We start from the raw sequence: 26,652 nt of genomic DNA, 5'->3' as shown, positions 1-26,652 counted from the left end.
CAGGTCTCCCGTACCCATGTCTCGGCCGCCCCTCCGATGCCCGCTCGTTTTCCGCCACCGCCCAGGCCGGGCAGACCGGGGTGGGTGGACAGCCGCATGCAAGGTTACTTACCTTCGCCGTCCATGCGGATGCCGGTCGTCTGTGTTTCCGCCCGGAGGGTGTGCGGACGGTGTGCGAAGCTGCCGAACTGTTATGGCCTGGTTCAGCCATGGTGAAACACTGGGCAAGCTTCCATAGAAGAACGCATTGAAGTGTCGATGCGACGGTAGAAGCGAATCCGAGAAACACCCGAGCAACCCGAGCAGTACGTCGATCCCTGCGGGAGGGACACAGTGGAGTCTGGCGCAGCGACGCGAAGCAAGAAGGCGCGCGCAGAAGGCGGACAGTCCCTGACAAAACAGCGCAAAACGCGCGGTGGCAGCGGCACGACGACCGTGGATACCGCGGCGCTGAACAGGCTGCTCGCAGGTCTTGTCGCGATGAGGGACGGGAATTTCCGCAAGCGCCTGACCGTCAGCGGCGACGGCGTGATGTCGGAGATCGCGGCCGTCTTCAACGAGGTGGCCGACCGAAATCTGCACCTTACGGGCGAGATGTCGCGGGTGCGGCGCATGGTCGGGCGCGAGGGCAAGCTCACGGAGCGGCTCGAAACGGGCGCCTGTGAGGGCTCCTGGGCCACCGCGATCAACGCGTCCAACGCGCTCGTGGACGACCTCGTACGGCCCGTCTCAGAGGTCGGGAGGGTGCTCTCCGCGGTCGCGGACGGCGATCTGTCACCCCGGATGGAGCTGCGCGCCCAGGTGCCGGAGGGGAAGCCCGAGGGGCACGGGCATCCGCTGCGCGGTGAATTCCTGAAGGTCGGCCGGACGGTCAACAACCTGGTCGATCAGCTCTCCACGTTCACCGACGAGGTCACGCGGGTGGCCAGCGAGGTGGGCACCGAGGGCAAGCTCGGTGGACAGGCGCGCGTACGCGGAATGTCCGGTTCGTGGAAGGACCTCACGGATTCGGTCAACACAATGGCGTACCGGCTGACCGCACAGGTACGTGACATTGCTCTCGTCACCACCGCCGTGGCCAAGGGCGACTTGTCCCGGAAGGTCACGGTTCACGTCGCGGGCGAGATGCTCGAGCTGAAGAACACCGTGAACACGATGGTGGACCAGCTGTCGTCGTTCTCCTCCGAGGTCACGCGTGTGGCCCGGGAAGTGGGCACGGAGGGTGAGCTCGGCGGCCAGGCGCAGGTGCCCGGTGTGGCCGGGGTGTGGAAGGACCTCACCGATTCGGTGAACCTCATGGCCGGCAACCTGACCGCGCAGGTGCGTGGAATCGCGCAGGTCACCACGGCCGTCGCCAACGGTGATCTGTCGCAGAAGGTCACGGTGTCGGCGCGCGGCGAGGTCGCCCAGTTGGCCGAGACCATCAACCAGATGACGGAGACCCTGCGCACCTTCGCGGACGAGGTCACGCGGGTGGCGAACGAGGTCGGTGCCGAGGGCCAGCTCGGCGGCCAGGCCAATGTGCCGGGAGCCGCCGGCACGTGGAAGGACCTCACCGATTCGGTGAACACGGTTTTCCGAAACCTCACAACTCAGGTGCGGGACATCGCGACCGTCACGACGGCGGTGGCGAACGGTGATCTGTCGCAGAAGGTCACCGTCGACGTCGCGGGCGAGATGCTCGAGCTGAAGAACACCGTGAACACGATGGTGGACCAGCTGTCCGCCTTCGGTTCCGAAGTCACGCGTGTGGCCCGGGAGATCGGTGTCGAGGGTGAGCTCGGCGGTCAGGCGCTCGTGCCCGGCGCCGCCGGTACGTGGAAGGACCTGACCGACTCCGTCAACACCGCGTTCCGCAACCTCACCGGACAGGTGCGCAACATCGCCCAGGTGACGACGGCGGTTGCGAACGGCGACCTGTCGCAGAAGGTCACCGTCGACGTCTCCGGCGAGATGCTCCAGCTGAAGAACACCGTGAACACGATGGTGGACCAGCTGTCGAGCTTCGCCGACCAGGTGACGCGGATGGCGCGCGACGTGGGCACGGAGGGCCGCCTCGGCGGTCAGGCCCGCGTGGACGGCGTGAGCGGCACGTGGAAGGAACTGACCGACTCCGTCAACTTCATGGCCGGAAACCTGACGTCGCAGGTGCGGCAGATCGCTCAGGTCACGACCGCGGTGGCGCGTGGTGACCTGTCGCAGAAGATCGACGTGGATGCCCGCGGCGAGATCCTGGAGCTGAAGAACACCATCAACACGATGGTCGACCAGCTCTCCGCCTTCGCGGACCAGGTGACCCGGGTGGCCCGCGAGGTGGGCACCGAGGGCCGCCTGGGCGGCCAGGCGCAGGTGCCCGGCGTCGCCGGGGTGTGGCGCGATCTGACGGATTCCGTGAACGGCATGGCCGGAAACCTCACGGCCCAGGTGCGCAACATCGCGCAGGTCGCCACGGCGGTGGCGCGCGGTGACCTGTCGCAGAAGATCGACGTGGACGCGCGCGGCGAGATCCTGGAGCTGAAGAACACCCTCAACACGATGGTGGACCAGCTGTCGGCCTTCGCCGAGCAGGTGACGCGGGTGTCCCGCGAGGTGGGCACGGACGGCATCCTCGGCGGACAGGCCGAGGTGCAGGGTGTGTCGGGTACGTGGAAGGACCTGACGCAGTCCGTGAACGGCATGGCCAACAACCTGACGCTTCAGGTGCGCAACATCGCCGAGGTGACCACGGCCGTGGCGCGCGGCGACCTCTCCAAGAAGATCACCGTCGACGCCAAGGGCGAGATCCTCGAACTCGTCACCACGGTGAACACGATGGTGGACCAGCTGTCGTCGTTCGCCGAGCAGGTGACCCGGGTGGCCCGTGAGGTGGGCACCGAGGGCCAACTCGGCGGCCAGGCGCGGGTTCCGGGCGTCACCGGCATCTGGAAGGACCTGAGCGACAACGTCAACCTGATGGCCAACAACCTGACCATGCAGGTGCGCAACATCTCCCAGGTCGCCAACGCGGTGGCCAACGGTGACCTGACCCGTCAGGTCACCATCGAGGCGCGCGGCGAGGTCGCGCAGCTCGCCGACACGTTCAACACGATGGTGCGGACCCTGAGTTCGTTCGCCGACCAGGTCACCAAGGTGGCCCGCGAGGTGGGCACGGACGGCATCCTCGGCGGCCAGGCCCGCGTACCCGGAGTGTCCGGTACGTGGAAGGACCTGACCGAGTCCGTGAACGGCATGGCCTCGAACCTGACCGGACAGGTGCGCAACATCGCGATGGTCACGACCGCCATCGCCAAGGGCGACCTGACCAAGAAGATCGACATCGACGCGCGCGGCGAGATCCTCGAGCTGAAGACCACGATCAACACGATGGTCGACCAGCTGTCGTCCTTCGCCGAGCAGGTGACCCGGGTGGCCCGCGAGGTGGGCACCGAGGGGCAGCTGGGCGGCCAGGCACGCGTGCGTGACGTCGACGGCACCTGGCGCGACCTCACCGAGTCGGTGAACGAGATGGCCGGGAACCTGACCCGTCAGGTGCGCGCCATCGCGGCCGTCGCCACCGCGGTGACCCGCGGCGACCTCAACCTCAAGATCGACGTCGACGCCGCGGGCGAGATCCAGGTCCTCCAGGACAACATCAACAAGATGATCTCGAACCTGCGCGACACCACGATCGCCAACGAGGAGCAGGACTGGCTCAAGGGCAACCTGGCCCGTATCTCGGGCCTGATGCAGGGCCGCCGCGACCTCGACGACGTCGCGGGGCTCATCATGAGCGAGCTGACGCCCGTGGTGTCGGCGCAGCACGGCGCGTTCTTCCTGGCGCTGCCGCTGGACGACAGCGCCGACGCGACGGTCGCCGACGAGGACGCGTACGAGCTGCGCATGTGCGGGAGCTACGGCTACTCCATGGGCTCCATGCCGACCGCGTTCCGGCCCGGCGAGACGCTCATCGGGACGGCCGCGCAGGAGCGGCGCACGATCCTTGTGGACAACGCGCCCAGCGGCTACCTGAAGATCGCCTCCGGGCTCGGTGAGGCGCCGCCGGCGCAGGTCATCGTGATCCCCGTACTGTTCGAGGACACCGTGCTCGGTGTGATCGAGCTGGCGTCGTTCACGCCGTTCACGCAGATCCAAAAGGACTTCCTGAACCAGATCGCCGAGATGATCGCGACCAGCGTCAACACGATCTCCGTCAATACGAAGACGGAGGTCCTGCTGAGGCAGTCGCAGGAGCTGACCGAGCAGCTCCGTGAGCGTTCCGCCGAGCTGGAGAACCGACAGAAGGCCCTCCAGGCGTCCAACGCCGAGCTGGAGGAGAAGGCCGAACTGCTCGCCCAGCAGAACCGTGACATCGAGGTGAAGAACACCGAGATCGAGGACGCGCGGCAGGTCCTGGAGGAGCGTGCCGAGCAGCTCGCCGTCTCGATGCGCTACAAGAGCGAGTTCCTCGCCAACATGTCGCACGAGCTGCGCACGCCGCTCAACTCGCTGCTCATCCTTGCCAAGTTGCTGGCCGACAACGCCGACGCGAACCTCACCCCGAAGCAGGTCGAGTTCGCCGAGACGATCCACGGAGCGGGCTCCGACCTGCTCCAGCTGATCAACGACATCCTGGACCTGTCGAAGGTCGAGGCGGGCAAGATGGACGTCTCCCCGACGCGCATCGCCCTGGTGCAGCTCGTCGACTACGTAGAGGCCACGTTCCGGCCGCTGACCGCGGAGAAGCAACTCGACTTCTCCGTAAGGGTGTCGCCGGAACTGCCCACTACGTTGCACACCGACGAGCAGCGGCTCCTTCAGGTGCTGCGCAACCTGCTCTCCAACGCGGTGAAGTTCACCGACTCCGGTGCCGTCGAGCTCGTCATCAGGCCGGCGGGCGCCGACGTCCCGAACGCGATCCGTGAACAGCTGCTGGAAGCCGGCTCGTTGACCGAGGTGGACGGTGACGTGATCGCCTTCTCGGTGACCGACACCGGCATCGGCATCGCGGCCAGCAAGATGCGCGTCATCTTCGAGGCGTTCAAGCAGGCCGACGGCACGACGAGCCGCAAGTACGGCGGTACGGGCCTCGGCCTGTCCATCAGCCGCGAGATCGCCCGCCTCCTGGGTGGCGAGATCCACGCGCAGAGCGAGCCCGGTCGCGGCTCTACCTTCACGCTGTACCTTCCGATGCACCCGAGCGAACTGCCGCCACAGGGGTACGCGCAGCTCGCGCCGACCATCGAACCGGGGGAGCGGCTCGCCCTCGACGCGGCGCCCGAGCCCGAGCCCGCGGAGGTGGAGACGCCGGCCGAGGTGAGGTCCTACCAGGACACCCAGAACGGGCCCGCGGCGCTGTTCCGGCGCCGGCGCAGGTCGACCCCGGCGCAGCCCGAGCGCACGGCGCTCCAGGGGCCGACGCAGGCCCAGCCGCTGCCCGCTCAGGAGCGCGCGGAGGAGCACTGGGACGGCGGCGGCATGTCGGGCGCGACGGGCGCGGCCGAGAAGAGCACGCCCACGCCCCGGCACGGGCTGCTGTTCGCCGGCGAGAAGGTGCTCATCGTCGACGACGACATCCGCAACGTGTTCGCGCTCACCAGCGTCCTGGAACAGCAGGGCCTCTCGGTCCTGTACGCGGAGAACGGGCGCGAGGGCATCGAGGTGCTCGAACAGCACGACGATGTGACAGTCGTGCTGATGGACATCATGATGCCGGAGATGGACGGCTACGCGACGACGACGGCGATCCGAAGGATGCCGCAGTTCGCCGGGCTGCCGATCATCGCGCTCACCGCGAAGGCGATGAAGGGCGACCGGGAGAAGGCCATCGAGTCGGGCGCTTCCGACTACGTTACGAAGCCGGTCGATCCGGATCATCTGCTCTCTGTGATGGAGCGGTGGATGCATGGTGAGTGACCGGAAACCGGAATGTTCAGGATGAGTTGCTGACTGAGTGTGGTCGAAGCCGTGTAGAGACGCGGGATTCGGGGAACCTTCTGGTCTCCCACCGCGTTTCTGCTACGTGCACGGTGACATCGCGGTGACAGGGTGTGGCGACAGGCGGGGTGCGGCTACCATGACCGGCACAAGGACGGACGACGCAAGGGAGTCGTCCCCTGGGGTGGCGAAAGGAGCCTCCCCGAGTCCTGCGGACAGGGGCGGCCCCATGCCGGGGCGAGGAGGGCGGGCCATGGTGCAGAAGGCCAAGATCCTCCTGGTCGATGACCGGCCGGAGAATCTGCTGGCGCTGGAGGCCATCCTCTCCGCGCTCGATCAGACACTGGTACGGGCATCGTCCGGGGAGGAAGCGCTGAAGGCGCTGCTCACGGACGATTTCGCGGTCATTCTGCTGGACGTTCAGATGCCGGGAATGGACGGTTTCGAAACCGCGGCGCACATCAAGCGCCGCGAGCGGACACGGGACATCCCGATCATCTTCCTCACCGCGATCAACCACGGACCGCATCACACGTTCCGTGGCTACGCGGCGGGGGCGGTCGACTACATCTCCAAGCCGTTCGACCCCTGGGTGCTGCGCGCCAAGGTGTCGGTGTTCGTCGAGCTGTACATGAAGAACTGCCAGCTCCGGGAGCAGGCGGCGCTGCTGCGGCTCCAGCTGGAGGGCGGCGGCAAGGCCGTCGGGGACGCCAAGGAGCCCGCGGGGCTGCTCGCCGAGCTGTCGGCGCGGCTCGCCGCGGTCGAGGAGCAGGCCGAGGCGCTGTCGAAGCAGCTGGACGACGAGTCCGCGGACGCGGCGGCGGTGGCCACGGCCGCCCACCTGGAGCGCAAACTCACGGGGCTGCGCAGGGCACTTGACGCCCTGGAGCCCGGGACGGGGAGCGGAGCGCCCTCGTTGCCCTCCCAGAACTGAGACGACCGCCCCCGGAACCGGGGGCGGCCGCTCGGGCTTTGAGCGCACGTCAGTTTTCACCCCGTCAGTCCGCGACACGATCGGGTGAAGCGGTAGGCACACGTGTCCAAGGTCGGCTCCCCCGGTAACCTCAGACCCATGGCCTCACGTCCCGCAGCCAAGAAGACGCCCGCGAAGAAGACGGCGGCGCCGACCAAGGCTCCGGCGAAGAAGGCCGCTGCCAAAAAGGCCCCCGCGAAAAAGACCGCGGCCAAGAAGGCACCCGCCAGGAAGGCCCCGGCGAAGAAGCCTGCACCCAAGCAGGCACCCAATCCGACCGGGGGCCTCTACAAGCTCGTCCGGGCCCTCTGGCTCGGCCTCGCGCACAGTGTGGGGGCGATGTTCCGGGGCATAGGGCGTGGCGCGAAGGGGCTCGACCCGGCGCACCGCAAGGACGGGCTCGCGCTGCTGCTGCTCGGGATCGGGCTGATCTGCGCGGCCGGTACCTGGTCCAACCTCCAGGGCCCGGTCGGCGACCTCGTCGACATGCTGGTGACCGGCGCGTTCGGCCGCCTCGACCTGCTGGTGCCGATCCTGCTCGGAGTCATCGCCGTGCGCTTCATCCGGCACCCCGAGAAGCCCGAGGCCAACGGGAGGATCGTGATCGGCCTCTCCGCGCTCGTCATCGGCGTGCTCGGGCAGGTCCACATCGCGTGCGGCTCACCCGCGCGCGGGGACGGCATGCGCGCCATAAGGGACGCGGGCGGGCTCATCGGCTGGGCCGCCGCGACGCCGCTGAGCTTCACCATGACCCAGGTGCTCGCGGTCCCGCTGCTGGTCCTGCTGACCGTCTTCGGGCTGCTCGTGGTGACCGCGACGCCCGTCAACGCCATCCCGGAGCGTCTGCACCAGCTCGGCGTGAAGCTCGGCGTGGTGCACGAAGAGGCGTCCTTGGCCGACGCGGCCCCGGACGAGTACGACGACGAATGGCGCGAGGCCACGCCCGTGCGCTCGCGCAAGCGCGCCGCGGCCCCGGAGTCGTACGACCCGGACCGGGCCGAGGAGGAGGCGTTCGCCAAGCGGCGCAAGTCGCGGCGGTCGGTGCAGCCCGCGATGGAGCGGCCGATGGACGCGGTCGACGTGGCCGCGGCGGCCGCCGCCGCGCTCGACGGGGCCGTGCTGCACGGCATGCCGCCGTCGCCGCTCGTCGCGGATCTCACGCAGGGCGTCTCGGGCGAGGGCACCGGCGAGAACAGCGGTGAGACGTCCACAGAGGACCGTTCGGCGCCCGTGCCGGGGGCCAGGTCCAAGAAGACCCCCGCGGGCGTCAAGAAGGAGCCTGAGCCGACGCCCACGTCCCTCGGCGTGCCGGACCTCACCAAGTCCGCACCCGAGGCGAGGGGCGACATGCCGCCGCGCGCCGAGCAGCTCCAGCTCGCCGGCGACATCACGTACGCGCTGCCCTCCCTCGACCTGCTCACCCGCGGTGGCCCCGGAAAGTCGCGCAGCGCCGCCAACGACGCCGTCGTCGAGTCGCTCCAGACCGTCTTCACCGAGTTCAAGGTCGACGCGGGCGTCACGGGCTTCACGCGCGGCCCCACGGTCACGCGGTACGAGATCGAGCTCGGCCCCGCCGTGAAGGTCGAGAAGATCACGGCCCTGGCGAAGAACATCGCCTACGCCGTCGCGTCGCCTGACGTCCGGATCATCTCGCCGATCCCCGGCAAGTCCGCGGTCGGCATCGAGATCCCGAACACGGACCGCGAGATGGTCAACGTCGGCGACGTGCTGCGCCTGGCGGACGCCGCAGAGGACGAGCACCCGATGCTGGTCGCGCTCGGCAAGGACGTCGAGGGCGGCTACGTGATGGCCAACATGGCGAAGATGCCGCACATCCTGGTCGCCGGTGCCACCGGTTCCGGCAAGTCCTCGTGCATCAACTGCCTGATCACCTCGATCATGATGCGGGCGACCCCCGAGGACGTCCGGATGGTCCTCGTCGACCCCAAGCGCGTGGAGCTGACCGCGTACGAGGGGATCCCGCACCTCATCACGCCGATCATCACCAACCCCAAGAAGGCCGCCGAGGCACTTCAGTGGGTCGTGCGGGAGATGGATCTGCGCTACGACGACCTCGCGGCCTTCGGCTACCGGCACATCGACGACTTCAACCAGGCCGTCAAGGACGGCAAGCTCACCACGCCCGAGGGCAGTGAGCGGGAGCTGAAGGCGTACCCGTATCTGCTGGTGATCGTCGATGAGCTCGCCGACCTCATGATGGTCGCGCCGCGGGACGTCGAGGACTCCATCGTCCGGATCACCCAGCTCGCGCGCGCCGCCGGTATCCACCTGGTCCTCGCCACGCAGCGTCCGTCGGTCGACGTCGTCACCGGCCTCATCAAGGCGAACGTGCCCTCACGGCTCGCCTTCGCCACCTCCTCGCTCGCCGACAGCCGCGTCATCCTCGACCAGCCGGGCGCCGAGAAGCTCATCGGCAAGGGCGACGGCCTGTTCCTGCCCATGGGGGCGAACAAGCCGACCCGTATGCAGGGCGCTTTCGTCATAGAGGACGAGATCCACGCCATCGTGCAGCACTGCAAGGACCAGATGGCGCCCGTCTTCAGGGACGACGTCACGGTGGGCACCAAGCAGAAGAAGGAGATCGACGAGGACATCGGCGACGACCTGGACCTGCTGTGCTCGGCCACGGAGCTGGTCGTCTCCACGCAGTTCGGCTCGACCTCCATGCTTCAGCGCAAGCTGCGCGTGGGCTTCGCCAAGGCCGGGCGCCTCATGGACTTGATGGAGTCGAGGAGCATCGTCGGACCAAGTGAAGGTTCGAAGGCTCGTGACGTACTTGTGAAAGCCGATGAACTGGAGGGAGTGCTCGCGGTGATCCGCGGGGAGGCTCAACCGTAAGGTGATCCCCTCGAACGACGTCACCCGTACGGGCACCGGGGCAACCGTTTCCTCATCGGCTGCGTCAAGTTGAGGGGGAGACAGCCTGGTACGTCGCCGGCGGGATGGCAGGCCATTCCGATGGCGTACAAAGTCCGACCGCCCGGTTGCCTCACCCATTCACACCCCCCCTACACTGAACCTCCAGCAGGTGGCTACACGCTCGAAAGGCGCCCCCGTGTCCATCGGCAACTCCCCTGAAGACGACCGCCCTTCGGAAGACCGCATCCCGCACGCGGACGACGACCGGCCGTCGATCGGTCGTGCCCTCCAGCAGGCACGCGTCGACGCGGGTCTGTCCGTCGACGAGGTCAGCCAGTCGACCCGGGTGCGCATCCCCATCGTGCAGGCCATCGAGCAGGACGATTTCTCGCGCTGCGGCGGTGACGTGTACGCACGGGGCCACATCCGTACGCTCGCGCGTGCCGTGGGTCTCGACGCCGAGCCGCTGCTCGAGCAGTACGGCGACGAGCACGGCGGACGCCCCGCGCCGACGCCGGCCACGCCGCTGTTCGAGACCGAGCGGATCCGCTCCGAGCCGCGCAGGCCCAACTGGACGGCCGCCATGGTCGCCGCGATCGTCGCGGTCGTCGCCTTCGTCGGCTACACCGCCTTCAGCGGCGGCGACAGCGACGGCGGCCAGCAGCAGGCCGCCGAGGGGTCCACCCCGGCGACCAGCAAGCCCACGACCACGAAGCCGAGCCCCAGCACCAAGAAGCCCACGGACCCGAAGCCGGACCCGACCGACAGCGCCATCGCCGCGGCCCCGGCGGACAAGGTCACCGTGAAGGTGAACGCGTCGGACGGTCGCAGCTGGATCTCCGCCAAGGACCACAACGGGCGGATCATGTTCGACGGGCTGTTGCAGGACGGCCAGACGAAGACCTTCCAGGACAACCAGAAGATCGACCTCGTCCTCGGTGACGCGGGCGCGATCAAGCTGTTCGTGAACGGCAAGCAGATCGAGGACGAGTTCAGGTCCGGCCAGGTCGAGCGGCTGTCGTACACGAAGGGTGACCCCGAGGTCGGCTGAGCCCGGCGTTCCGGCGGTAACCCCTCGCGGCGTGGGCTGTCAGTGGGACGAAGTAGTCTTGATGCCATGCCCGAACGCCGTACCGTCGCACTTGTCACCCTTGGCTGCGCCCGTAACGAGGTGGACTCGGAGGAGCTCGCAGGCCGCTTGGAGGCGGACGGCTGGGAGCTCGTCGAGGATGCCGACGCAGCCGATGTCGCCGTCGTGAACACCTGTGGCTTCGTGGAGGCCGCGAAGAAGGACTCCGTCGACGCCCTCCTCGAAGCCAATGACCTCAAGGGTCATGGCCGGACGCGGGCGGTGGTAGCGGTCGGCTGCATGGCCGAGCGCTACGGCAAGGAGCTCGCCGAGGCGCTGCCCGAGGCCGACGGCGTGCTCGGTTTCGACGACTACGAGGACATCTCCGGCCGCCTCCAGACCATTCTGTCCGGGGGCAACGTGGAGGCGCACGCCCCGCGTGACCGCCGCAAGCTGCTGCCGATCAGCCCTGCCGAGCGCCAGGAGGCGGGCTCCGGGATCGCGCTGCCGGGGCACGCGCCGGTGGAGCCCCCTGTCGACCTGCCCGAGGGCCTCGCGCCCGCGTCCGGGCCGCGTGCCCCGCTGCGGCGCCGGCTCGGCGGCACCCCTGTGGCGTCCGTGAAGCTGGCGTCCGGGTGCGACCGGCGTTGCTCGTTCTGCGCCATCCCGTCGTTCCGCGGTTCGTTCATCTCGCGCCGCCCCAGCGACGTACTGAACGAGACGCGCTGGCTCGCAGAGCAGGGCGTCAAGGAGATCATGCTGGTCTCCGAGAACAACACGTCGTACGGCAAGGACCTGGGCGACATCCGGCTCCTGGAGTCGCTGCTGCCCGAGCTGGCCGATGTCGACGGGATCGAGCGGGTGCGGGTCAGCTACCTCCAGCCCGCCGAGATGCGTCCCGGCCTGATCGACGTGCTGACGGGGACCGAGAAGATCGCCCCGTACTTCGACCTCTCCTTCCAGCACTCGGCGCCCGGTGTGCTGCGTGCGATGCGGCGCTTCGGTGACACCGACCGCTTCCTGGAGCTGCTCGACACCATTCGGACCAAGGCGCCGCAGGCCGGTGTCCGGTCGAACTTCATCGTGGGCTTCCCCGGCGAGACCGAGGCCGACTACGCGGAGCTGGAGCGCTTCCTGAACGGCGCGCGCCTGGACGCCATCGGCGTCTTCGGCTACTCCGACGAGGAGGGCACGGAAGCGGCGACGTACGAGAACAAGCTCGACGAGGACGTCGTCGCGCAGCGTCTCGCGCGTCTGTCCCGGCTCGCCGAGCAGCTGGTGTCGCAGCGCGCCGAGGAGCGCGTGGGCGAGACCGTGCGGGTGCTCGTCGAGTCCGTCGACGAGGAGGACGGTGTCCTCGGTCGCGGTGCCCACCAGGCGCCCGAGACCGACGGGCAGGTGCGCCTCACGAGCGGCGCCGGTCTGGCGATCGGCCGTATGGTCGAAGCAAAGGTGGTCGGTACCGAAGGTGTCGACCTCGTGGCCGAGCCGCTGGAGATCGCTGAGGAGGCGGACAGATGACCGGAGTCCCGGCGTCCGCTGCGGGCGGCACCGGCAGGCCGTCGCCCGGAAGCAAGCTGGGTACTGCGGCCGTCAACCAGGCGAGCCTGTGGAACATCGCGAACATCCTGACCATGATCCGGCTCCTCCTGGTGCCGGGCTTCGTGGCGCTCATGCTGGCCGACGGCGGGTACGACCCGGCGTGGCGGGCCTGGGCGTGGGCGGCTTTCGCCGTTGCCATGATCACGGATGTTTTTGACGGGCATCTGGCGCGTTCGTACAACTTGGTCACCGATTTCGGAAAGATCGCCGACCCGATCGCCGACAAAGCGATCATGGGCGCCGCGCTGATCTGCCTCTCCTCGCTCGGTGATCTCCCCTGGTGGGTGACCGGCGTCATTCTCGGGCGCGAGCTCGGGATCACGCTGCTGCGATTCGTCGTCATTCGGTACGGGGTCATTCCGGCCAGCCGCGGCGGCAAGATAAAGACGCTGACGCAGGGCACGGCCGTCGGCATGTACATCCTCGCGCTGACCGGGCCGCTCGCGACGCTGCGCTGGTGGGTGATGGCGGCCGCCGTCGCGCTCACGGTGGTGACCGGGCTCGACTACGTGCGGCAGGCCGTCGTGCTGCGCCGCGCCGGGCTCGCCGAGTCGAAGGCTGCCGCACAGGCGTCCGCGGAGGCTGCCGAGAAGTGACGTACGAGGCGGTCGAGGCGCTGCGCCTGTTGACGGAGCGGGGGGAGACCCTCGCCGTCGCGGAGTCGCTCACCGGGGGTCTGGTGGCCGCGGAGCTCGTGGCGGTGCCGGGGGCCTCCCAGGCCTTCCGCGGCTCGGTCACGGCGTACGCGACGGAACTCAAGCACCGGGTGCTCGGCGTCGACGCCGATCTGCTCGCCGCGCACGGGCCGGTGCACCCCGAGGTCGCGCTGGCCATGGCGGTCGGCGTGCGGGACGCGCTGGGTGCGGAGTGGGGTGTCGCCACGACCGGCGTAGCGGGGCCCGAGCCGCAGGACGGACAGCCGGTCGGCACCGTCTATGTGGCGGTGGCGGGGCCCGGAGCTGATCATTCCCAGGGTGCGGCCGATTTCGCTGGTAGCCACAAAGTGGCCGCTCTGCGATTGAACGGCGATCGGACGGAAATCCGTATGGAGAGTGTACGGAGCGTACTCGGACTGCTCGTCGAAGAGCTGGTCGGAGCGCATTCCGGCGAACGTACTGGGAAAGCGCGGGCACAGGATACGGAACAGAACGGGGGGTTTTGATGTTTGCAGCCCTGAGTGAACACGACATCGCTCCCCGCACGGCCGCGGCACGAGGCGGTACGGTGGGGCGTGAAGGATGCGGCTACGCGGTCCGAGGAGGGAGCCACCGATGATTCTGCTCCGTCGCCTGCTGGGTGACGTGCTGCGTCGGCAGCGCCAGCGCCAGGGCCGTACTCTGCGCGAAGTCTCCTCGTCCGCCCGAGTTTCGCTCGGCTATCTCTCCGAGGTGGAGCGGGGGCAGAAGGAGGCTTCCTCCGAGCTGCTCTCCGCGATCTGCGACGCGCTTGACGTACGGATGTCCGAGCTGATGCGCGAGGTGAGCGATGAGCTCGCCCTCGCCGAGCTGGCCGAGTCGGCAGCAGCGGTCCCGTCGGAGCCGGTGCACGCACCGGTTCGTCCGATGCTCAATTCCGTCTCCGTGGCCGGTGTCCCGCCGGAACGCGTGACGATCAAGGCGCCTGCGGAGGCTGTGGACGTCGTAGCGGCGTAGCGCCTGCGCTCAGTGCTCTGAGCCCAGCTTGACCATGGGGAAAGCCCCGGCCGAGAGGATCGGCCGGGGCTTTCTGCTGTGCGCTTCGGGGTGCGCCGGTGAGGGCCGTGCTCGATATGCCCGTAATAGGCCATGTGTGCCATGGTTGAGGGTGATTTCGATACGGAGGTGACGTATGTACGTCGTGAAGAGTCCGCTGACCGATGCCGATCTGAAGACCGTGGGCGAGGCGTTGCAGGGTGCCCTCGTCGACCTGGTGGACCTGTCCCTCGTGGCGAAGCAGGTGCACTGGAACGTGGTCGGTCCCCGGTTCCGGTCGGTGCACCTTCAGCTCGACGAGGTCGTGGACACCGCCCGGCAGCACTCCGACACGGTGGCCGAGCGGGCCTCGACGCTGGGCGTCCCGCCGGACGGCCGAGCGAAGACGGTGGCGGACACCAGCGGCGTCGGGGTGGCCCCTGACGGCTGGGTGAAGGACACGGACGCGGTGGGGACGCTCGTGGACGCGCTCGGCGCGGTGATCGCGCGGATGCGCGCGCGGGTGGACGCGACCGGCGAGGCGGATCCCGTCAGCCAGGACATCTTCATCGGGATCACGGCGGACCTGGAGAAGCACCACTGGATGTTCCAGGCGGAGAACCGGGGCTGAGACCGGGAACTGCCCGAGAGTCCGTCCCGGCGCCCCGGGGCAGATTGACTGTGGTCGTGGTCCCGGAGGTCGTCGGGCGGAGGTGAGCGGTCGGTGGCATGGGCTGGGTGGCGGGCGCTCCGGTGGGTGCCGGCGGTCGTGTGCGGGGCGCTGTGGTGGTGGGGCGCGCTGCGGCTCGCCTTCGCGCCGGGCGCCGGAGTGTTCGAAGGGGCGCTCGTCGCCGGGGGCTGGGGGCTGAGCCTGCTGCCCGTGCACGCGCTGCCGAAGTCCCGGGCGGCCGGTGTGGCGGGAGCGCCCGGACGGCACGGCGCGCGGCGCGTGCGTACGCGGGCCGTGCACGCCGGGCGTGAGGTCGCGGGCGGAGTGCGGCGGGAGGTCACCAGGGCATGGCGACGCCTCCGTTCGGGCGGAGGATCTGGCCCGTCGTGAACGACGCGGCGTCCGAGGCGAGGTGCAGCACCGCGTGCGCGATGTCCTCCGCCTCGCCGACCCGGCCGAGCGGTGACATGCGCACCATCAGGGCTTCGGTGTGGGCCTGCGCGCTCTCGTCGTGGCGGGTCGTCATCGGCGTACGGATCCAGCCCGGCGCCACCGCGTTGACGCGGATGCCGTGCGGGCCGACCTCCGTGGCCAGCGTCTTCGTGAGCTGGACGACGGCGGCCTTCGCCGCGCCGTAGCAGAGCAGCCCGGGGCCGCCGGTGTCGACCGCGCCGGAGGCCATGGTGACGATGCTGCCGCGGGTACCGGCCGCGATCATGGTGCGGGCCGCCTCCTGGCACGCGTACAGAACGCCCTTGAAGTTGATGGCGAGGACGCGGTCCAGGTCCTCCTCGCGGGTCTCCAGGACCGGGCTGTTGTGCATGACTCCGGCGATGGCGGCCATGATGTCGAGGCCGCCGGAGGTGGTCGCCGCCGTCGCGACGGCCTCCGCGATCTGGGTGTGGTCGGACACGTCGACGGTGTGGGTGTGGGCCGTGCCGCCGCTCTCCTTGATGAGGGCCGCCGTCTCGTGCAGGCCCTGTGCGTCGCGGTCGGCGCAGTGGACGGCGGCTCCCGCCTGCGCGAGGAGCGTCGCCGACGCGCGGCCGATGCCGCTCGCCGCGCCGGTGACGAAAGCGGTGCGTCCGGTGAGGTCGTACGCGGTGACGGGCATGCTGGGACCGTACGAGGTTTTCTGACGGAGCGTCAATTGTCGTGCGGGGGTTGTATTTGGTGGTCGCGGACGGCGGCTGCGCTTGGTGGCTTTGGTGGGTGGCGGTGCGCGGCGACGGGCGTGGGTTCGGCTACGTCGTGGGGGCCGGGCCCTGCTGGCAGCGCGGGCACCAGTACGTGGGGCGTTCGCGGGAGCCGTCGCCCTGGTCGGCCGTGCGGATGGGGGTGCGGCAGCGCAGGCAGGGGCGGTGGGAGCGGCCGTAGACGTAGAGGCGTTCGTCGGGGCGGGGGCGGCCCGTGGTGATGCGGGACGGCCGGTCGCGGTTGGCCTCGAGCAGCTTCTTGGCGAGGAGCGGGAGGCGGTCCGCGGTCTCGGCGGGCAGTTCGCCGGCCGGGAGCCACGGGGTGACGCGCAGCAGGAAGCAGAGCTCGGACTTGTAGATGTTCCCGATGCCCGCGAGGTTGCGCTGGTCGAGCAGGGCCTCGCCGAGCGGACGGGCGGGGTCGCCGAGGAGGTTGCGCAGCGCGGCGTCCGGGTCCCAGTCCGGGCCGAGGAGGTCGGGGCCCAGGTGGCCGACGGCCTTGGACTCCTCGGTGGTGCGCAGCAGCTCCAGAACCGGGAGCCGGTAGCCGACCGCGGTGCGGGTCTCGGTGCCGAGGATCGCGCGGATCTGGTGGGACGGACCGCCGCGCCAGCGCTCGCCCGGCGCGTAGATCTTCCACGCGCCGTCCATCCTCAGGTGCGAGTGCAGGGTGAGGCCGCCCTCGATCCGGGTCAGCAGATGCTTGCCGCGCGGGGTGACGTCCAGGACGGTGCGCCCGGTGAGGTCCGCTGTGGCGTACCGCGGGACACGCAGGTCCGAGCGGGTCAGTACCTGGCCCGCGAGGGCGCCGTGCAGCCGCTTCGCCACCTGCGCGACCGTGTCTCCTTCGGGCATGGCGTCCAGCGTAGGGCGGTGTGGAGGCGTTCGCTGCGGGCCGGGGCGCCGACCGGTGTCCTCAGGCGGCGCGGCGAGGTGGGAAGGGCGGCCTCACGCGCGCAGGCGCAGGCCGCGCGGTGTCGCGTGGAATCCGGCTCCTTCCAGGAGAGAGGCGTACGGGGAGCTGAGCGCGGGTTCCGCGTTGACGCGCTCGACCGTGATGGTGCCGAGGGCGCCGGAGCGGGCCGCCTCGGCGAGCGCCTGCGCGGCGGCGGGCATGCGGGGGTCCTCCGCGAGCTGGGCGGGGGTGAGGGCGGGGCTGGAGGTGCGCGCTTCGGTCGCGGTGCCAGCCGCATTCGAAGCCGTCGCGGCGCGGGCCGGGTCCGAAGCGGTGTGGGCCGGGTCGGACGCGGACCAGGCCAGGAGGGTCTTGCCGCCACGCTCCATGTAGAGCGTCAGTTCGCCGTCGACCAGGACCACCAGGGAGCCCGCCTTGCGGCCCGGCTTGTGCCCCGGCTTCTGGCCCGCGCCGGTGGGAGGCTCGGGCCAGGGCAGAGCGGCCCCGTACGCGTTGGCCGGGTCGGCCGCAGCCAGGACGAGGGCGCGGGGCGCGGCGGTCCTGCCCTTGCCGGCGGGGGCATCGACCGGGGCGTACGGATCCGGGGGTGCGGCGCCGCGCTCCTGCGCGTTCGCCGCCGCGCGCAGGCGGTCCACGGCGCCGTCCATCGCGAACTGGGCCGCGCCGAGCCCCTCCACCACGTAGCCGCGCCGTGCCTGTCCGCTCTCCTCGAAGACGGACAGGACCCGGTACGTCGCCGAGAAGCCGCCCTCGACGCCTTCGGCGGCCACCGCGCCACGGGTGACCACTCCATGCCGGTCGAGGAGGGTGCGGGCCAGGGTGTGGGCGCGCACGGTCGGATCGGGCTCCAGGGCGGGCAGCAGCGACCAGCGCCCCGCGACCGTGGGCGGGCCGGTGCGTGATGTGGGCCGGGCGCCCGCGGTGAGGCCTCCGTAGCGGCCGCGCGGCACGGCTCTGCGGGCGCGGTGCGCGGTGGAGCCCGCGGTGCGGCCGGAGCCGAGCACCGCGCGCATCGGGGCCAGCGTGTCGTTCGTGAGGCGGCCCGACCAGGCCAGCTCCCAGAGGGCGTCGGCCAGTTGGGGATCGGTGAACTCGAAGGGTGCGCCTCCCTGGCCGTCGAGGCCTTGAGCGAGAGGGGTGGCCCGGACCCGGTCGGCGATCTGGCGGAAGAACAGGCCGTAGCCGCCGGAGAGCGCGTCCAGGACCGCCTGGTGGAGCGGCGTGAGCTCCAAGGGGTGCGGGGGCGGGAGGAGCAGCGGGGCCGTGTCGGCGAGGTAGAGGCTGACCCAGCCGTCCTTGCCGGGCAGCGAGCCCGCACCGGCCCACAGGACCTCGCCGGATGCCGTGAGTTCGTCGAGGAGCGCGGGCGCGTAACCGGAGACGCGTGAGGGCAGGACGAGCTTCTCCAGGGCGGAGGCCGGGACCGAGGCGCCCTGGAGCTGTTCGACCGCCCGGACCAGACCGTCGACCCCGCGCAGCCCGTGCCCGCCCACGTGCTGCCACTGCGGAAGGAACTGGGCGAGCGCCGCCGGCGGCACCGGCTCCAGCTCATGGCGCAGCGCGGCCAGAGAGCGGCGGCGCAGCCTGCGCAGCACCGTGGCATCGCACCACTCCTGGCCGATGCCCGCAGGGTGGAACTCGCCCTGGACGACACGGCCCTGGGCGGCCAGGCGCTGGAGCGCGCCCTCCGTCACCGCGGCGCCGAGACCGAAGCGGGCCGCCGCCTGGGTGGAGGTGAACGGGCCGTGGGTGCGGGCGTAGCGGGCCAGGAGGTCGCCGAGCGGGTCCTTGACCGGCTCCGTGAAGGCCTCGGGGACGCCGACCGGCAGAGCCGTCCCGAGGGCGTCGCGCAGGCGGCCCGCGTCCTCGATCGCCGCCCAGTGCTCGGTGCCCGCGATCCGCACGCGGATGGCGCGCCGGGCGCCCGCCAGGCTCTCGGCCCAGCCGGGCTCGGCGCCCCGCTCGGCCAACTCCTCGTCCGTGAGCGGCCCGAGGAGGCGCAGCAGGTCCGCGACGCCTTCCTCGTCCTTGACGCGACGGTCCTCCGTGCGCCACTGAAGCTCCTGCTCCAGGTCGGTGAGGACCTCCGCGTCGAGCAGCTCGCGCAGCTCTGCCTGGCCGAGGAGTTCGGCGAGCAGCCGGGAGTCCAGGGACAGCGCGGCCGCGCGGCGCTCGGCCAGCGGTGAGTCGCCCTCGTACAGGAACTGCGCCACGTAACCGAACAGCAGCGAGCGGGCGAAGGGGGAGGCCTCCGGGGTGGTGACCTCGACGAGGCGGACCTTGCGGGACTCGATGTCGCCCATCAGCTCGGCGAGGCCCGGTACGTCGAAGACGTCCTGGAGGCACTCGCGGATCGCCTCCAGGACGATGGGGAACGAGCCGAACTCGCTCGCCACCTGGAGCAGTTGGGAGGCGCGCTGGCGCTGCTGCCACAGCGGGGTGCGCTTGCCGGGGTTGCGGCGGGGCAGCAGCAGCGCGCGGGCGGCGCACTCGCGAAAGCGCGAGGCGAACAGGGCGGAGCCGCCCACCTGGTCGGTGACGATCTGGTCCACGTCACCCTTGTCGAAGGCGACGTCGGCCGCACCGATGGGGGCCTGCTCGTCGTCGTACTCCATGCCCGGCTTGGCGGGTTCCTGGTCGAGGAGGTCCAGGCCCATCAGGTCGGCGTCCGGGAGGCGCAGCACGATGCCGTCGTCGGCGTGCATCACCTGGGCGTCCATGCCGTACTTCTCGCTGAGCCGGGCGCCGAGGGCGAGCGCCCACGGAGCGTGCACCTGGGCGCCGAACGGGGAGTGGACCACGACCCGCCAGTCGCCCAGCTCGTCGCGGAACCGCTCGACCACGATCGTGCGGTCGTCGGGGATGTGGCCGCAGGCCTCGCGCTGCTCCGCGAGGTACGACAGGACGTTGTTCGCGGCCCACTCGTCGAGCCCCGCCGCGGTGAGACGCACGCGCGCGTCGTCGGGCTTCTGGGAGCCGACCTCGCGCAGGAACGCGCCCAGCGCCCGGCCCAGTTCGAGCGGGCGGCCCAGTTGGTCGCCCTTCCAGAAGGGTAGGCGGCCGGGGACTCCGGGGGCGGGCGAGACGAGGACGCGGTCGCGCGTGATGTCCTCGATGCGCCAGGAGCTGGTGCCGAGCGTGAAGACGTCCCCGACCCGGGACTCGTAGACCATCTCCTCGTCGAGCTCGCCGACGCGGCCGCCACCCTTCTTGGGGTCGGCTCCCGCGAGGAAGACGCCGAAGAGGCCGCGGTCGGGGATCGTGCCTCCGGAGGTGACGGCGAGGCGCTGCGCTCCGGGGCGGCCCGTGACGGTGCCGGCCACACGGTCCCAGACGACGCGCGGGCGCAGCTCGGCGAAGGCGTCGGAGGGGTAGCGGCCCGCCAGCATGTCGAGCACGCCCGTGAACGCCGACTCCGGCAGTGAGGCGAACGGGGCGGCGCGGCGGACCAGCGTCAGCAGATCGTCGACCTGCCAGGTGTCCAGGGCCGTCATCGCGACCAGCTGCTGGGCGAGCACGTCCAGCGGGTTCGCCGGCAGGCGCAGGGACTCGATGGCGCCGGACCGCATGCGCTCGGTCACCACCGCCGACTGCACCAGGTCACCGCGGTACTTCGGGAACACGACCCCCGTGGAGACCGCGCCCACCTGGTGGCCCGCACGGCCCACGCGCTGCAAGCCGGACGCGACGGACGGTGGCGACTCCACCTGCACGACGAGGTCGACCGCGCCCATGTCGATGCCCAGCTCCAGGCTCGAGGTGGCGACCACGGCGGGAAGCCGGCCCGCCTTCAGGTCCTCCTCGACGAGGGCACGCTGCTCCTTGGAGACCGAGCCGTGGTGGGCCCGCGCGATGACCGGGGGAGCACCCTTGGCGGCGCCCGATTCCGCCATCAGCTCGGCCGGGGAGTGGTCCTCGGGAAGGGGCTCGCCGGTGGCGCGCTCGTAGGCGATCTCATTCAGGCGGTTGCACAGGCGCTCGGCCAGGCGGCGGGAGTTGGCGAACACGATCGTCGAGCGGTGGGCCTCGATCAGGTCCGTGATCCGCTCCTCCACGGAGGGCCAGATCGAGGGGCGCTCGGCTCCCTGGTCGGAATCGGCCACCGGGGAGCCGCCGAGCTCGCCCAGATCCTCCACGGGGACGACCACCGACAGGTCGAACTCCTTGCCCGACGGGGGTTGGACGACCTCCACCCTGCGCTGAGGCGAGAGATAGCGCGCCACCTCGTCCACCGGCCGCACCGTCGCGGACAGGCCGATGCGGCGGGCCGGGCGCGGCAGCAGCTCGTCCAGCCGCTCCAGGGAGAGAGCCAGGTGGGCGCCGCGCTTGGTGCCCGCCACCGCGTGCACCTCGTCCAGGATCACCGTGTCGATGCCCGCCAGCGCGTCGCGCGTGGCCGACGTCAGCATCAGGAACAACGACTCTGGTGTGGTGATGAGGATGTCCGGCGGGCGCGTGGCCAGTGCGCGGCGCTCGGCGGGCGGGGTGTCGCCGGAGCGGATGCCGACCTTCACCTCGGGCTCGGGCAGGCCGAGGCGGACGGCCTCCTGACGGATTCCGGTCAGCGGGCTGCGCAGATTGCGCTCCACGTCCACCGCGAGGGCCTTCAGCGGCGACACGTACAGGACCCGGCAGCGCTTCTTCGGGTCGGCCGGCGGTGGTGTCGACGCGAGCTGGTCGAGCGCGGCGAGGAACGCGGCGAGTGTCTTGCCCGAGCCGGTCGGCGCGACGACCAGCACGTCCGAGCCTTCGCCGATCGCCTTCCACGCACCGGCCTGCGCGGCTGTGGGCGCGGAGAAGGCCCCCGTGAACCAACCGCGGGTCGCGGGGGAGAAGCCACTGAGGGCCTGCGAGGCGCTGTGGGCCCCTTGCCTGGACCTGACCATGCCCCCATCCTGCACCCCACCACTGACAATGGCGGTGACCTGCACAAACGGGTGGTTCGTCGCGAGGGCCTGACGCAGAATGGGGCCATGGCACGGACAGCGGGGAAGGGCGAATGGGCGCGGCACTGGCGCTATGAGCGGCTGCCGGGGCTGGACCTGCTGCGGGCCCGCTACGTCCGGCACACCTTCCCGCGCCACAGCCACGACGGCTTCGTGATCGGCGCGGTCACGCGTGGGGTCGAGGCCATCGGTCTGCCCGACGGGACCTTGAACGCGGGCCCAGGGACCGTCGTCATGCTCAATCCGGAGGTGGCGCACACGGCGCGGGCGGGCGGCCCCGACGGCTGGGCGTACGCCACGCTCTACCCCTCCGCCCAGGTCATCGCCGAGATCGCCGCGGAGACCGGCACCGGGCGCGGCACCACCGTCTTCGGCGAGCAGATCGTCACCGATCCGCAGGCCTCGCAGATGGTCAACGAGGTGCACAGGGCGGCGGAGCAGGGCAACGCGCTGGCGGCCGACAGCCTCCTCAGGGTCGTGCTCGCCCGCTTGCTGCGCGCCCACGGAACCTCGCTCGCGGCACGGCCCAGGCGGTCCGCAGGGGCCACGGCCGCCGACCGCGCACGTGAAGTCCTCGAAGAGCGGCTGGCGGACCCGCCGTCCCTGGAAGCCCTCGCGGACGAGCTCGGCACCAGCCCCTTCGCGCTGCTGCGCGCCTTCCGCGACACGTACGGGATGCCGCCGCACACCTGGCTCACCAACGCGCGCGTACGCGTGGCGCGGCGGCTCCTCGAGGCGGGGACGGCGCCCGCCGACGCCGCCGTGGCCCTCGGCTTCACCGACCAGCCGCACCTGAACCGGCACTTCACCCGGATCGTCGGGGTGCCGCCGGGCGCGTACCAGCGCGAGCGCAAGAACGTACAAGAACAGGACGCGGGCCTCCTCGTACCGTGCGAGGCGTGGCAGACAAGACGACATCCACAGACATACGCCCAGCACAGGCCGACCTTCCTGAGCCCGAGCGGACGGACCGGCTCCTGCTCGACTCCGAGTGCGGCTCCGGATCCGAGCAGGCGGGCGCGGTAGGCAAGCCCGACGCCGCCGTCGTCCGTGACGCGCTCGGTGTCGGCGTCGCGGTGGGCCTTTCCGGGTTCGCCTTCGGAGTGACCTCGGCGGGGAGCGGGCTCAGCGTGCTGCAGACCTGCGCGCTCAGCCTCCTGGTCTTCACGGGGGCGTCGCAGTTCGCGCTCGTCGGGGCGCTCGCGGCCGGCGGCAACCCGCTCACCGCCGCCGCGGGGGCGTTCTTCCTGGGCGTGCGCAACGCGTTCTACGGGCTGCGCCTGTCCCAGCTGCTCGCCCTCCCGCGCGCGGTGCGGCCGTTCGCCGCGCACTGGGTCATCGACGAGACGTCGGCCGTGGCCCTGGCACAGCCGACGCGACGCAGCGTGCGGCTCGGCTTCACCGTCACCGGGCTGACCCTGTACGTGCTGTGGAACCTCACCACGCTGCTCGGCGCCCTGGGCGCCTCGGCCATCGGCGACACCGACGCGTGGGGGCTCGACGCGGCCGGACCCGCGGTGTTCCTGGCGCTGCTCGCTCCGATGCTGAAGACGACCACGGAGCGGGCCGTCGCGGGCCTCGCCGTGCTGCTGGGCCTCGGCCTGCTTCCTGTGCTGCCGGCCGGGGTGCCGGTGCTCGTCGCTGCTCTGGCGGCCCCGGCCGCGCTCTACGTAGAGGGACGCCGCCGCGCCGCGGCGTCCGACGCACCACAAGGAGAAGACCGTTGAACGTCTGGATCGCCATCGCGGTCACCGCGGTCGGCTGCTACGCAGTGAAACTGATCGGTCTGCTGGTGCCCGCGGGAGCCCTGGAACGACCCGTGGTGAAACGTCTTTCGGCGCTGCTCCCGGTGGCTCTGCTGGCCGCCCTCACGGCCCAGCAGACGTTCGCGGACGGGCGTGTTCTGGTCCTCGACGAGAGGGTGGCCGGGGTCGCCGCGGCCGCCGTCGCGCTCGTGCTGAGGGCGCCGTTCCTGGTGGTGATCGCGGCGGCCGTGGTGGTCACAGCGGGCCTACGGGCGTTTACGGGGTGACCTGGTGCGCGCGGAGGGCGGCCGGGGTCTCCGGGACGCCGAGCCGCCCTGCCGTGCGCTCGGGGCGGCAGAAGGCGGCCGCCAGGACACCGCCCGTCACCAGGAGGCCCGCGGTCAGCAGCCAACCGTGTTCATAGCCGGCCGACACCGTGGCGGCCCCGTCCACCAACCGCCCCAGGACGAGCGGCGAGACGATGCCACCGAGGGCGTACACGCACGTCAATACGCCCAGGACCGTGCCTCGTTGGATCGGGGGCGCGATACGGGAGCAGGCCGTCACCGCGACCGTGAGCATCACCATGGCGAGCGCCATCGGCCCCAGCATCATCGGTACCTTCACGGCGTGCGATGCGGAGAGGCCGAACAGCGCGGTCGCGCAGCCCGAGAGTGCGACAAGGAGGCCCGCTCCCGCGCCCACCGGGAGGCGGGGCGGCGTGCCCTTCAGGGCCGAGCGTCTCGCCAGCAGGCCGTGTGCCAGGAGGATGACTCCGTGAGCGACGGCACCCGCGCCGACCATGGTGCCGGCCTGGTGCAGGTCCCAGCCCATGACCGTCTCCATGTAGTCCGGCGCCCAGGTCAGCGTCGCGCTCATCGACCAGTACGCGGCGAAGGACCCGAAGGCCGCGGTCAGGAACGTGGGTGACAACAGGATGCGGCGCAGCGGCACCGTGAGGCTGTCCTGTGGCGCCTCTCCCGCGTCTTTGCCGACACTTGGGGCCAGCGGACCCTCCTTGCCCCACACGAGCCACAGCGCCGCCCAGACGAGGCCGACAAGACCCACGGCGCCGAACGACCAGCGCCAGCCCCAGTGGGTGATCACCCAGCTCAGCGCGGGCGCCGCCACCGCGACCCCGGCCGCGGCGCCGACGAGCAGCAGCGCGGTCGGCAGCGCCCGCTCACGCTGCGGGAACCAGCCGTGCACGTGATGCATCGCGACCGGGGCCGCCGGCCCCTCGGCGGCGCCCAGGAGGACGCGCGTGACCACCAGCGCGCCGAAGCCCGCCGCACTCCACAGCATCGGCAACTGCGCCGCCGACCACAGCAGGGCGAGCCCCAGGAGCAACGGCGTCGTGCGCACCCGCTTCGTGAGCGCCGATACGCCGAGGGCCGCCACCGAGAACAGTGCGAAGAACGCCGACTGCGCGGTGCCGAACTCCTGGCGGCTGACACCGAAGTCCGCCCGGATCTCGGGGCCCGCGAGCCCCAGGACCGCCTTGTCCGCGAAGTTCACGACCATGAAGGCGAGCAGCAGCCATGTGGTGCGCCATGCGCCGCGCATCAGCAGCAGCCGTCCTCGTCGTCGACCACGCCGACGCTGATCGAGCCCCCGGCCCGCTTGCGGCCCTCGGGGGAGCGCGTCAGCTCCGTGGCCACGTCCGTGCCCTCGGCCACCGCGGCGGACTCGGCGGCCGCCCAGGAGAAGACCCCGCGTGCCATGGTCGAGGGCTCCTTGCCCGCCCGCCGCGCGTACACCTCGGCACGCGTGCGTGCCACGTCGCGATCCGTGGGAGCTGCCAGGGCCGCCGTCTCCGCCAGATGCGAGGCGAGCCGTGTGTCGCCCGCGGCGAGCAGCTCCCGTGCCCGCTCGGCCAGCGCCGCTGCCCCGCCCGCCGCGCGCGCGTACTCGGCCGCGACGGCCGCCTCGGGGGCAGGCTTGAGGTGGGCCGGGTTCTGGTCGTACCAGCCGCCCCACAGACGCCACAGGTTGCGCACGACGAACTCGGGCTCGTCATAGGCGGGGTGGAGGTACGGGCGGGACAGGAGCTCTTCGGGGACCTTCACCTCGTGGATGACCGTGTCGAGCCGGTGCCCCGCGTTCATCAGCTCCCGCGTCTGCTCGCAGAGCGACTCCAGGAAGCGCGCGGTGTCGTCCAGGGCGCGGTTCACGCGTTCGACGCCCATGATGGGCACGCCGTGCCCCGGCAGCAGCAGCTCCGCGCCGAGCTCCTGCATGGAGCGCAGGGCCCGCGCCCAGTCCTCTGGGTAGCGCTGCACCTTTTGCGGGTTGCCCGCGTTCGGCGTGTTCCAGATGAACAGGTCCCCCGTGCACAGGGCCTTGAGTTCCGGCACCCATACGTAGGTGTGGTCGTCGGTCTCCCCGCGCGCGTGGACGAGCTCGAAGGTCAGCTCGCCGCGGCGGAACGTCAGCCGGTCCCGGTAGACGGTGTCCGGGTAGCGGTACGCGGTGGGCCACTCCAGGGAGGGCACGCCGAACTGGCGACGGTTGATCCACGAGTTGTATCCGGCGGTCCGGATGTAGCGGTCGAAGCGGGCGGACACGGCCTCGTGCGCCACCACCTCGGGGCGTGCGGTGCCGGTGTTCTCCGCCTCCTTGTCGAAGGGGAACACTCCGAAGACGTGATCCACGTGCCCGTGTGTGTACACCACGGAGCGCACCGGGCCCGCCCCGAACCCCTTGACCGCCGTGTGCAGTCGCGCCGCCGTACGGAAGTCGCCCGAATCGACGAGCACCGCACCGTCACCGGTGTCGAAGGCGGTCACGTTGGCGAAGGCGGGGAAGAAGCCCACCCGCGGGCTCAGTCGCACCAGTTCCTCCCCCGTGTAGGCGCCCGAGAGATGCGGGAGCAGCGTCTCCGTCCCCTCCCAGACCCGGTCCGCGTAGGCGGCGTAGTCCACCGGCTTCCGTGCTGCCGTCTCCGGTGCGGTGTTGTGCTCGGTCATGGGTGCGGTTCCTCCGGGTGGGGTTCGTTTCCTGGGCCGCCTCCGAGTCAAGGCGCACGGAGAAGCCCGGAACAGCGTTCGGCGTCACATCCCGACCGCCCCG

The 26,652-nt window shown here is 70.9% G+C and carries 18 protein-coding genes; 13 read left to right on the top strand and 5 right to left on the bottom strand.

Annotation, left to right across the window (positions count from 1 at the left end; genetic code table 11):
• Positions 1-333: 333 nt before the first annotated feature.
• The 10 genes from ACNYS0_RS12245 to ACNYS0_RS12200 all read left to right on the top strand — a co-directional run bounded on the left by ACNYS0_RS12245 (position 334) and on the right by ACNYS0_RS12200 (position 15,167).
• Positions 334-5,892 (top strand): HAMP domain-containing protein, encoded by a 5,559-nt coding sequence (locus ACNYS0_RS12245; RefSeq protein ID WP_422473191.1) that lies wholly within the window; start codon positions 334-336, stop codon positions 5,890-5,892.
• A 274-nt stretch (positions 5,893-6,166) separates the two neighbouring features.
• Positions 6,167-6,847 carry a response regulator gene (locus tag ACNYS0_RS12240; RefSeq protein ID WP_385769324.1) on the top strand — a complete coding sequence of 227 codons (681 nt, stop codon included), beginning with the start codon at positions 6,167-6,169 and terminating at the stop codon, positions 6,845-6,847.
• 138 nt (positions 6,848-6,985) lie between these two features.
• Entirely contained in the window at positions 6,986-9,745 is a 2,760-nt protein-coding gene (locus ACNYS0_RS12235) for a DNA translocase FtsK (RefSeq protein WP_422473189.1), read from the top strand.
• Between the two features lie 217 nt (positions 9,746-9,962).
• Entirely contained in the window at positions 9,963-10,817 is an 855-nt protein-coding gene (locus ACNYS0_RS12230; protein ID WP_422411673.1) for a helix-turn-helix domain-containing protein, read from the top strand.
• A 66-nt stretch (positions 10,818-10,883) separates the two neighbouring features.
• Positions 10,884-12,356, top strand: coding sequence for a 30S ribosomal protein S12 methylthiotransferase RimO (gene rimO, locus ACNYS0_RS12225; protein ID WP_422473187.1), 1,473 nt, complete (start codon positions 10,884-10,886; stop codon positions 12,354-12,356).
• Positions 12,353-13,033, top strand: a complete 681-nt coding sequence (gene pgsA / locus ACNYS0_RS12220) for a CDP-diacylglycerol--glycerol-3-phosphate 3-phosphatidyltransferase (RefSeq protein WP_422473185.1) — start codon at positions 12,353-12,355, stop codon at positions 13,031-13,033. Before rimO ends, pgsA begins: the two co-directional genes overlap by 4 nt.
• Positions 13,030-13,599 (top strand): CinA family protein, encoded by a 570-nt coding sequence (locus ACNYS0_RS12215; protein WP_422473183.1) that lies wholly within the window; start codon positions 13,030-13,032, stop codon positions 13,597-13,599. The genes pgsA and ACNYS0_RS12215 overlap by 4 nt, the downstream gene beginning before the upstream one ends.
• Positions 13,600-13,708: 109 nt before the next feature.
• A complete protein-coding gene (locus ACNYS0_RS12210) occupies positions 13,709-14,089 on the top strand; it encodes a helix-turn-helix domain-containing protein (RefSeq protein ID WP_422473182.1) in 381 nt (126 codons plus the stop codon).
• A gap of 175 nt (positions 14,090-14,264) precedes the next feature.
• The gene (locus tag ACNYS0_RS12205) at positions 14,265-14,738 is read left to right on the top strand and encodes a Dps family protein (RefSeq protein ID WP_422473180.1); all 474 of its coding nucleotides are present in this window, start codon (positions 14,265-14,267) and stop codon (positions 14,736-14,738) included.
• 93 nt (positions 14,739-14,831) lie between these two features.
• Positions 14,832-15,167, top strand: coding sequence for a hypothetical protein (locus tag ACNYS0_RS12200; RefSeq protein ID WP_422473178.1), 336 nt, complete (start codon positions 14,832-14,834; stop codon positions 15,165-15,167).
• Here ACNYS0_RS12200 and ACNYS0_RS12195 read toward each other — a convergent pair.
• The 3 genes from ACNYS0_RS12195 to ACNYS0_RS12185 form a co-directional block, all read right to left on the bottom strand.
• Positions 15,115-15,891 (bottom strand): SDR family NAD(P)-dependent oxidoreductase, encoded by a 777-nt coding sequence (locus tag ACNYS0_RS12195; RefSeq protein WP_422473176.1) that lies wholly within the window; start codon positions 15,889-15,891, stop codon positions 15,115-15,117. The genes ACNYS0_RS12200 and ACNYS0_RS12195 overlap by 53 nt on opposite strands.
• 130 nt (positions 15,892-16,021) lie before the next feature.
• On the bottom strand, positions 16,022-16,828 hold the full coding sequence (locus ACNYS0_RS12190) for an Fpg/Nei family DNA glycosylase (protein ID WP_422473174.1): 807 nt from the start codon (positions 16,826-16,828) through the stop codon (positions 16,022-16,024).
• A gap of 93 nt (positions 16,829-16,921) precedes the next feature.
• Positions 16,922-21,775 carry an ATP-dependent helicase gene (locus tag ACNYS0_RS12185; RefSeq protein WP_422473172.1) on the bottom strand — a complete coding sequence of 1,618 codons (4,854 nt, stop codon included), beginning with the start codon at positions 21,773-21,775 and terminating at the stop codon, positions 16,922-16,924.
• A gap of 87 nt (positions 21,776-21,862) precedes the next feature.
• On the opposite strand from ACNYS0_RS12185, the gene ACNYS0_RS12180 reads away from it, so the two are divergent.
• Genes ACNYS0_RS12180 through ACNYS0_RS12170 form a run of 3 tightly spaced genes read left to right on the top strand, consistent with a single transcriptional unit; the run spans position 21,863 to position 23,867 of the window.
• Positions 21,863-22,861, top strand: a complete 999-nt coding sequence (locus ACNYS0_RS12180) for an AraC family transcriptional regulator (protein WP_422473170.1) — start codon at positions 21,863-21,865, stop codon at positions 22,859-22,861.
• Positions 22,813-23,562, top strand: coding sequence for an AzlC family ABC transporter permease (locus tag ACNYS0_RS12175; RefSeq protein WP_422482608.1), 750 nt, complete (start codon positions 22,813-22,815; stop codon positions 23,560-23,562). Before ACNYS0_RS12180 ends, ACNYS0_RS12175 begins: the two co-directional genes overlap by 49 nt.
• Complete coding sequence (locus ACNYS0_RS12170) at positions 23,559-23,867, top strand: AzlD domain-containing protein (RefSeq protein WP_422473168.1); 309 nt, start codon at positions 23,559-23,561, stop codon at positions 23,865-23,867. Before ACNYS0_RS12175 ends, ACNYS0_RS12170 begins: the two co-directional genes overlap by 4 nt.
• Here the strand turns inward: ACNYS0_RS12170 and ACNYS0_RS12165 are convergent.
• Both ACNYS0_RS12165 and ACNYS0_RS12160 read right to left on the bottom strand, forming a co-directional pair.
• Positions 23,857-25,146, bottom strand: a complete 1,290-nt coding sequence (locus tag ACNYS0_RS12165) for an MFS transporter (RefSeq protein ID WP_422473166.1) — start codon at positions 25,144-25,146, stop codon at positions 23,857-23,859. The genes ACNYS0_RS12170 and ACNYS0_RS12165 overlap by 11 nt on opposite strands.
• Positions 25,146-26,549: an alkyl sulfatase dimerization domain-containing protein gene (locus tag ACNYS0_RS12160; RefSeq protein WP_422473164.1), complete on the bottom strand. Its 1,404-nt coding sequence runs from the start codon at positions 26,547-26,549 to the stop codon at positions 25,146-25,148. The genes ACNYS0_RS12165 and ACNYS0_RS12160 overlap by 1 nt, the downstream gene beginning before the upstream one ends.
• Between the last annotated feature and the right edge of the window lie 103 nt (positions 26,550-26,652).

It is taken from the genome of Streptomyces anthophorae (assembly GCF_049310305.1).
Classification (GTDB): domain Bacteria; phylum Actinomycetota; class Actinomycetes; order Streptomycetales; family Streptomycetaceae; genus Streptomyces.
This window is presented reverse-complemented; position numbering and strand designations above follow the sequence as displayed.

What these genes read in the sequence shown, in the direction of transcription:
- ACNYS0_RS12240 (WP_385769324.1), top strand. Translation starts at nt 6,167, where the DNA reads ATGGTGCAGAAGGCCAAGATCCTCCTGGTCGATGACCGGCCGGAGAAT.
- ACNYS0_RS12235 (WP_422473189.1), top strand. Translation starts at nt 6,986, where the DNA reads ATGGCCTCACGTCCCGCAGCCAAGAAGACGCCCGCGAAGAAGACGGCG.
- rimO (WP_422473187.1), top strand. Translation starts at nt 10,884, where the DNA reads ATGCCCGAACGCCGTACCGTCGCACTTGTCACCCTTGGCTGCGCCCGT.
- pgsA (WP_422473185.1), top strand. Translation starts at nt 12,353, where the DNA reads ATGACCGGAGTCCCGGCGTCCGCTGCGGGCGGCACCGGCAGGCCGTCG.
- ACNYS0_RS12210 (WP_422473182.1), top strand. Translation starts at nt 13,709, where the DNA reads ATGATTCTGCTCCGTCGCCTGCTGGGTGACGTGCTGCGTCGGCAGCGC.
- ACNYS0_RS12205 (WP_422473180.1), top strand. Translation starts at nt 14,265, where the DNA reads ATGTACGTCGTGAAGAGTCCGCTGACCGATGCCGATCTGAAGACCGTG.
- ACNYS0_RS12195 (WP_422473176.1), bottom strand. Translation starts at nt 15,891, where the DNA reads ATGCCCGTCACCGCGTACGACCTCACCGGACGCACCGCTTTCGTCACC.
- ACNYS0_RS12190 (WP_422473174.1), bottom strand. Translation starts at nt 16,828, where the DNA reads ATGCCCGAAGGAGACACGGTCGCGCAGGTGGCGAAGCGGCTGCACGGC.
- ACNYS0_RS12185 (WP_422473172.1), bottom strand. Translation starts at nt 21,775, where the DNA reads ATGGTCAGGTCCAGGCAAGGGGCCCACAGCGCCTCGCAGGCCCTCAGT.
- ACNYS0_RS12180 (WP_422473170.1), top strand. Translation starts at nt 21,863, where the DNA reads ATGGCACGGACAGCGGGGAAGGGCGAATGGGCGCGGCACTGGCGCTAT.
- ACNYS0_RS12165 (WP_422473166.1), bottom strand. Translation starts at nt 25,146, where the DNA reads ATGCGCGGCGCATGGCGCACCACATGGCTGCTGCTCGCCTTCATGGTC.
- ACNYS0_RS12160 (WP_422473164.1), bottom strand. Translation starts at nt 26,549, where the DNA reads ATGACCGAGCACAACACCGCACCGGAGACGGCAGCACGGAAGCCGGTG.